Source organism: Paenochrobactrum gallinarii (assembly GCF_014205685.1).
GTDB lineage: Bacteria > Pseudomonadota > Alphaproteobacteria > Rhizobiales > Rhizobiaceae > Paenochrobactrum > Paenochrobactrum gallinarii.
This window is the reverse complement of sequence record NZ_JACIIU010000051.1, coordinates 1-5,459: the sequence shown is the minus strand read 5'-3', so window position 1 is coordinate 5,459 and position 5,459 is coordinate 1. Positions and strand designations below refer to the sequence as shown.

The 5,459-nt window shown below is 49.3% G+C and carries 6 protein-coding genes and 1 pseudogene; all 7 read right to left on the bottom strand.

Annotated elements, in window-relative coordinates; all coding sequences use genetic code 11:
* Window positions 1-44 precede the first annotated feature (44 nt).
* Entirely contained in the window at window positions 45-431 is a 387-nt protein-coding gene (gene tnpA / locus FHS77_RS15560; protein WP_184224837.1) for an IS66-like element accessory protein TnpA, read from the bottom strand.
* Window positions 432-681: 250 nt separating this feature from the next.
* Entirely contained in the window at window positions 682-2,121 is a 1,440-nt protein-coding gene (locus FHS77_RS15555) for a DUF3631 domain-containing protein (protein WP_184224836.1), read from the bottom strand.
* Window positions 2,118-3,005 (bottom strand): DUF7146 domain-containing protein, encoded by an 888-nt coding sequence (locus tag FHS77_RS15550; protein ID WP_184224835.1) that lies wholly within the window; start codon window positions 3,003-3,005, stop codon window positions 2,118-2,120. Before FHS77_RS15550 ends, FHS77_RS15555 begins: the two co-directional genes overlap by 4 nt.
* Window positions 3,002-3,316, bottom strand: a complete 315-nt coding sequence (locus tag FHS77_RS15545) for a winged helix domain-containing protein (RefSeq protein WP_184224834.1) — start codon at window positions 3,314-3,316, stop codon at window positions 3,002-3,004. Before FHS77_RS15545 ends, FHS77_RS15550 begins: the two co-directional genes overlap by 4 nt.
* 94 nt (window positions 3,317-3,410) lie before the next feature.
* Complete coding sequence (locus FHS77_RS15540; protein WP_184224833.1) at window positions 3,411-3,605, bottom strand: helix-turn-helix transcriptional regulator; 195 nt, start codon at window positions 3,603-3,605, stop codon at window positions 3,411-3,413.
* Between the two features lie 179 nt (window positions 3,606-3,784).
* A complete protein-coding gene (locus FHS77_RS15535) occupies window positions 3,785-4,777 on the bottom strand; it encodes a hypothetical protein (protein WP_184224832.1) in 993 nt (330 codons plus the stop codon).
* Window positions 4,774-5,364 (bottom strand): annotated as a pseudogene (locus tag FHS77_RS15530) (tyrosine-type recombinase/integrase); the annotation flags it as partial. The gene FHS77_RS15535 and the pseudogene FHS77_RS15530, both read right to left, overlap by 4 nt.
* Window positions 5,365-5,459: the final 95 nt, after the last annotated feature.

The following is a 5,459-nucleotide window of genomic DNA, read 5'->3' as shown; positions in this document are numbered from 1 at the left end:
AGGCTTTGTTGCCACCATGATCCGCACCCGATTTGAAGGAAAGATCATGATTGAGCCGCAAGCGCGCTTGCAACAGCTGCAATCCGGGACGCGGACACACCTTCTTCCAATCTGATAATGACCGAACCGCTGAATATCTCAACGCGAGAAATGGTTGGTGTTACCGGTTCGATGGTTTGCTTCTCGACAACGATTGCTGCAAACTCCGTCTCATCCTCAGGCGCAGGCAACACAAGCTTGCCCTTGCGCGCCAGTGTGCGCCACGAAGACAGGTAATTTGCGCGAACGCCATAACGCTCTGCGACTTGCTGGACGCTCACGCCAGGCCGCAAGCTTTCCGAAACAATCCGCGCCTTTAAATCGGTCGACCACTGGCGATGTTTACCACGCTTACTCTGATCTGTTGTGAGAAACTCTATTCGAGGCTCCATGGAGAAACTCCGGTCTGTCCATTCAAAGCCTCTTAATGACAGATCAGAAAATCAAACAGAATGTGGGGCCAAAACACCGCTTACGCTACTCATCGCCTACATACCCTTTCAAATTGAGGGTCGAAACAAGCGTCATAAGTGTCATAAGCGTCATAACTATTGATTTCATTGGGCTTTTCCATGACGCTTAGATTGTGAATGACGCTTGCATGTGTCATAACGGGAGAAAATGACGTTTGATTTTCAGTCATCAGATTTCCCCGCTACCGATAGTGTTATCTGGCGCGTTATGACGCTTGTATGTGTCATGGCCGTTATATGCGTCATGCGAATTATTGTTATTTTTCAATTCACTAGCAGAACCCATGACACTTATGACACTTGTGACGCTTGTTTTTGACGTGTCTGAGAGATACCTGCTAAACGCATCATCAAAATCAGCGCGGGAATAAAACCGCTGGCTCATGTCACGCTTTGGAATGATGCCATATGACTTTAATAGTTTGGCAATGCCGCGCGTTGAAATAGGCTTGCCAACGCGCCACTCATTCCACGGGCTTTCTTCCAGTTCACAAAGAGCATCCAATAGCTCGGTGCTGCCAATTCGATCAGAGTGCCTTGCTTCAAATACCTCAGCAATATCACGAAGCAGCAGAACGCCAGCAGATTGCGGCTCATCATCAGACTGGGTTGCAGCCCCGACAAGTGCCATCCTTATCGTTCGCGGCCATTCGCCACCGACTGCATCAGCAATAGCACAAATCGCTCGGGCATTGTCCTGTGCGCGGTCATTCAGATCAACCGGTACATGTGGGTCACTGTTTCGCAATGTTTGCTCATTGTCAGCCGTCCAGCGTGCTGCTTTCTGCCGTAAATGATGAAATTCATGAATGCGGTCAGCGCGGAACCGTTCAACAGCTTCTCCTTCCTGTTTACGGCGAAGGCGAACAACCAGCGCCCTATCTTCAAGCGTGTCGGGCAGTTTTCCAATCATGGCGATGCATTTGGGTGCCCATACCTTGAATTGACGTGGTTCATGGTCATCGCCAACCGAGCGCCACACAAAAGCACTGAGCCGATTGTGGCCACCATTCAAAACACCCCGCAATTCATCATTGGCTTCTAGGAATGTGTCTGCTTCATCAATCAGCACCGTGGGACGGTATTTCTCTATGACACGAAACAAAACAGACGTACTGATATTAACCGCGTGCATGGCTTTGGGCACTAGCGCGCTCATAACCGACAAAGCGGTAGTTTTTCCGCATCGCTTTTCAGGGGAAACAAACGCCAGCACAGGCGAAATATCTGCCGTGTCATGCGCCCATGCGTGAAGAGCCCAGACGGCCATCAGCGGAGCGCTGTGCTCAGGTAAAACCGAAAAGCGCTGAATTGTTGCTTGAATTTCTGACAGGAGCGTGGAGCCGTCTACAGGCTCAGCCCACAGCTCCACATCCTCGAAAGGCTCTGCTTCAACTTCATCGGGTCCCTTTGGCCGTTGAGCCTCCACAAACTTATCGAGAAAGGAAACACGCAAGCACAAGGCTTTCGCCTCAGCTTCACGGCATTGCTCATATTCAAGCGGAGAGAGCTTTGCCAATTCAGCAATCTTGGCATCAGCCTGTGATTGAGTAAATGGAATTTCGATGGCTTCAAAAGCACCATCATCGGGCATGGCGTGATTATTCATGCAGCAGCCCCTTTCATCATGAGAATATCGTTCCAGTCACGGCCATCAGGAGCAGGCAAAAGACTGACCTTCCAGCCCAAGGCCGTAGCGCGGGTTGCCAGCGCATGACCAGCTTGCTGCCCCGCTTCATCGCCATCAGTTGCAACTGTTAGCAATGCCGGATTGGCCGGCAATGTCAGGGCTTTCATCCCGCTGGTGGATAAAGCCGCCCAAACAGATACCGAGCCACGCACCAATCCTGAAAGAAGCGATAAGCCTGTTTCTATACCTTCACACACAATCAGCTTGTCCGAACCGTCAGAAAGCCGCACAGCGCCACCAGCAACAGAGCCAAGCATTGCCTTGGCTGGCTCAGTCTTAGCTTTACCCATTCCATCAGCGCGTAAATATGTACGATGAATTGCCAAGCGTTCAGCCCCTTCTACCAGCGCCACCATGGCAGGCAGTTTCTGCCCGCTTGGATGCCAACATGAAGGATGAAACCGCAAGCTCTCCCCAAGGGGGCAATTAATGCCACGGGAGCGCAGATAGTTTTCAGCGAGTGTGCCGTGAATAGGCTTGGCCACATTCCAACAATCAAGCGCTCGCGTTTCTTGGTTCTTGGCCTTTTCTTGCTCTTTGAGCCTGTGAGCTTCCATTTCTTCAAATGACGGCGGCGCATAGTGACTGGACCCTTCAACCAGTCCCAGACCTTTCAGAGCATCTAATATGGACAGAAAATCACAACCAGCATGACAGTGCAGCAGTAGCCGTCCGTTATGCCCATCTGAAATACTTAGGGCTGGGCTTTTGGTGTTGGCATGAGCTGGACAAAGGCACAGACCATAGCGGCCATGCCAGTGCCCATTTAGTGCCCTTGTGATTGTTTGGGCGCTGGTGCTCATGCTGCACTCGCTTCTGATTCACCCCGTGAAACCTTGGAGCGCAAAACGTAGCGTGCGTGTGTGCCTTTAAACTGGCCGCCATGTGGTTCGTGAATGGTTTCAATCTCAATGCCACGCTTTCTAAGGTCAAAGACATACGCAGACCAGCGCGGCGCGGGATTATCAATTGGGGTGCAGCCTTTAGCGCCAGCTGCAATAAGGCATTCGAGCGTCCAGCGCTCACGGCCTTTAACACTGACATTAAACAACGCAGCACCATCATGGCTAACGGTATAGCGCGCTGCCTTCCAAGGCTTACTTTTATCAGACATGGGAAATCCTCTTTCAACAGAGGACGGGTGGGGCTATAGTCTACATGTGAGATAGATTACCCTCGGCCCCGTCCATAATGGCGGGGTCATTTGTTTATGCGGCAGAGCGTTGAGCTTTAGCGGCTTCAATCACAGCTATAATTTCAGAGCGCGGCCAACGAGACAGCGCCCCAATTTTCACAGGTTTTGGCACAGTGCCATCAGCAACGCGCCGCCAGAAGGTGGGAATGCTCACCTGTAGGACTTGTGCGCCTTCACGTGCAGTCAAAAGAGTGTCGGTGATATTCATATGTCAGCCTCGATATTCGTTGATATGGGCTGACCTTAAATTGAGAACAAATTATGAACCGATGCTTGAGGTCTTTTTTGTTTGCAACCATCGGCTAAATGTTGAAATCTAGCTAGACCAATGGTTACCTCAAGAAATATAACATAACCACCGGTTCCAGTATTGTTAATGCTATGATTTTACACGATACTGCGCGCAATTTGACGAAAATTTACAAGCCATTCGTCATACCATTTTTTACTTAACCCCTTATTGTTGATCATGAATAAAGGCTCATCGGCTTTCACGTCATATGCAGCGGCAAGGCTCTTGGCTATTCTTGCCCCTTCTCTGTCTGATGCAAAAGCAATCTCTCTAAACTTTTGCCGTGCGAGGCTGTTTAAGACCTCATAACGCTCCCTTTTTTTATCGCCTTGTCCGCCTTTTTGACCACTTTTTCGGTTTTTTTCTATAATTTCATAGTATTTCAATGCTGCTTTTTCATGCTGAAACTTCCACCAAGCGTCACGATATAAAAACCCGATTTTAAACGCGTCTTGGCAATCATACATATGCCCCGCCCGAATATTTTCTATCTCATCTTCTAGGCTGTCGAAAAAGCTCGCTGTTTCCTCAGGGGCTGCGGCATCTTCCTCTGCTGTTTTGAGACTGCTGTAAAGCCTGTCAAAACTTGTCATTATTTGCGAGGCATGCCACTCTTCTGATCTTGGCCCTCCTTGGAAGGCGACAAGTTCAATTCCCCACCCCTTTAGCCCATCAAATTCTTTCGCTGCCATCTCCCGTGCTTCCCGTGCATTGAGCTCTCCCTGTGTCAGCATATGAGCAATACGTCCAATTATAGCAGGCAAAGCACGCATCCATTGCTCGCTATCCATATCAAGGTTTAATGATTTAACGATATCGCTTGCCCATAAATAGGCATCATTAATGCTAGGGACATAGCCATTATCAGAGAACGGCCCATTCAATCCGTAAAGATTGCAACTTTCATCACCAAGTTGAGAATCCTCGCCTGCAGATATTCTAAGTCTTCGATCCACTTTCTCGTCACTGAAAAAAAATTCAGCTAACCGCTCTGCAAAGGTGCCGTTATAAGGTGTAAAGTCAGATAAAGACTTATCGCCATCTTCTTCTGAATGGCCCGCCTCTTTTAGTATAATATTTTTTTTCATAGGCCTGCTCCCTTCACCATTTTAACAACCTGCCCATTCTGGCCGGTGACATGTTGCGACCAGCGCACCATCAAATTGCGCCTTTGCTCAATAAAATCTGTTCTGCGATAGGCACGCTCTACTGAGCCACCAACCACATGCCCTAAAACAGTCTCTGCAATATCGTGCGGCGTTTCGGTTGCCTCTGCGATCCAATCCCGTAGGCTTGAACGAAAACCATGTGGGCGAGCCTCCAAGCATGCCCTTTCCATGAACCTCGACATAGTCGCATCTGAAATCACGCCCTTACGGACGCTTGGGAATAGAAACCCCTCACGCGCATGCCTACGCGCTTGCTCAATCACCTCCAAAGCGGCGGGAGATAACGGGACACGAAACTCTGTTGTAGTGTCTTTCCGGCCTTTCATACTCTCTGCCGGTATTGTCCAGATATCCCCGTCTATCTGCTCACCACGGATAAAGCGTAATGGTCCAGAGCGAACCCCTGTTAGGATAAGCAGCCGCAGAGCAAGATGTGTTACAGAGCCATCAGACAGCCCCGCATAAAAAGCAGGAACATCGCTCCAAGGCATGGCAGGGATATTTTGGGGACTGTTCTAAATTTTGTGTAAGTGCCTTTATTTTCCCTTATCCTGTTTGGATAGACATAAAGAGGTACTTCACATGGATGAAGCCAAGATTA

Bases quoted from the DNA above. Each gene is read 5' to 3' on its own strand.
- tnpA (WP_184224837.1), bottom strand. From the start codon at position 431: ATGGAGCCTCGAATAGAGTTTCTCACAACAGATCAGAGTAAGCGTGGT.
- FHS77_RS15555 (WP_184224836.1), bottom strand. From the start codon at position 2,121: ATGAATAATCACGCCATGCCCGATGATGGTGCTTTTGAAGCCATCGAA.
- FHS77_RS15550 (WP_184224835.1), bottom strand. From the start codon at position 3,005: ATGAGCACCAGCGCCCAAACAATCACAAGGGCACTAAATGGGCACTGG.
- FHS77_RS15545 (WP_184224834.1), bottom strand. From the start codon at position 3,316: ATGTCTGATAAAAGTAAGCCTTGGAAGGCAGCGCGCTATACCGTTAGC.
- FHS77_RS15540 (WP_184224833.1), bottom strand. From the start codon at position 3,605: ATGAATATCACCGACACTCTTTTGACTGCACGTGAAGGCGCACAAGTC.
- FHS77_RS15535 (WP_184224832.1), bottom strand. From the start codon at position 4,777: ATGAAAAAAAATATTATACTAAAAGAGGCGGGCCATTCAGAAGAAGAT.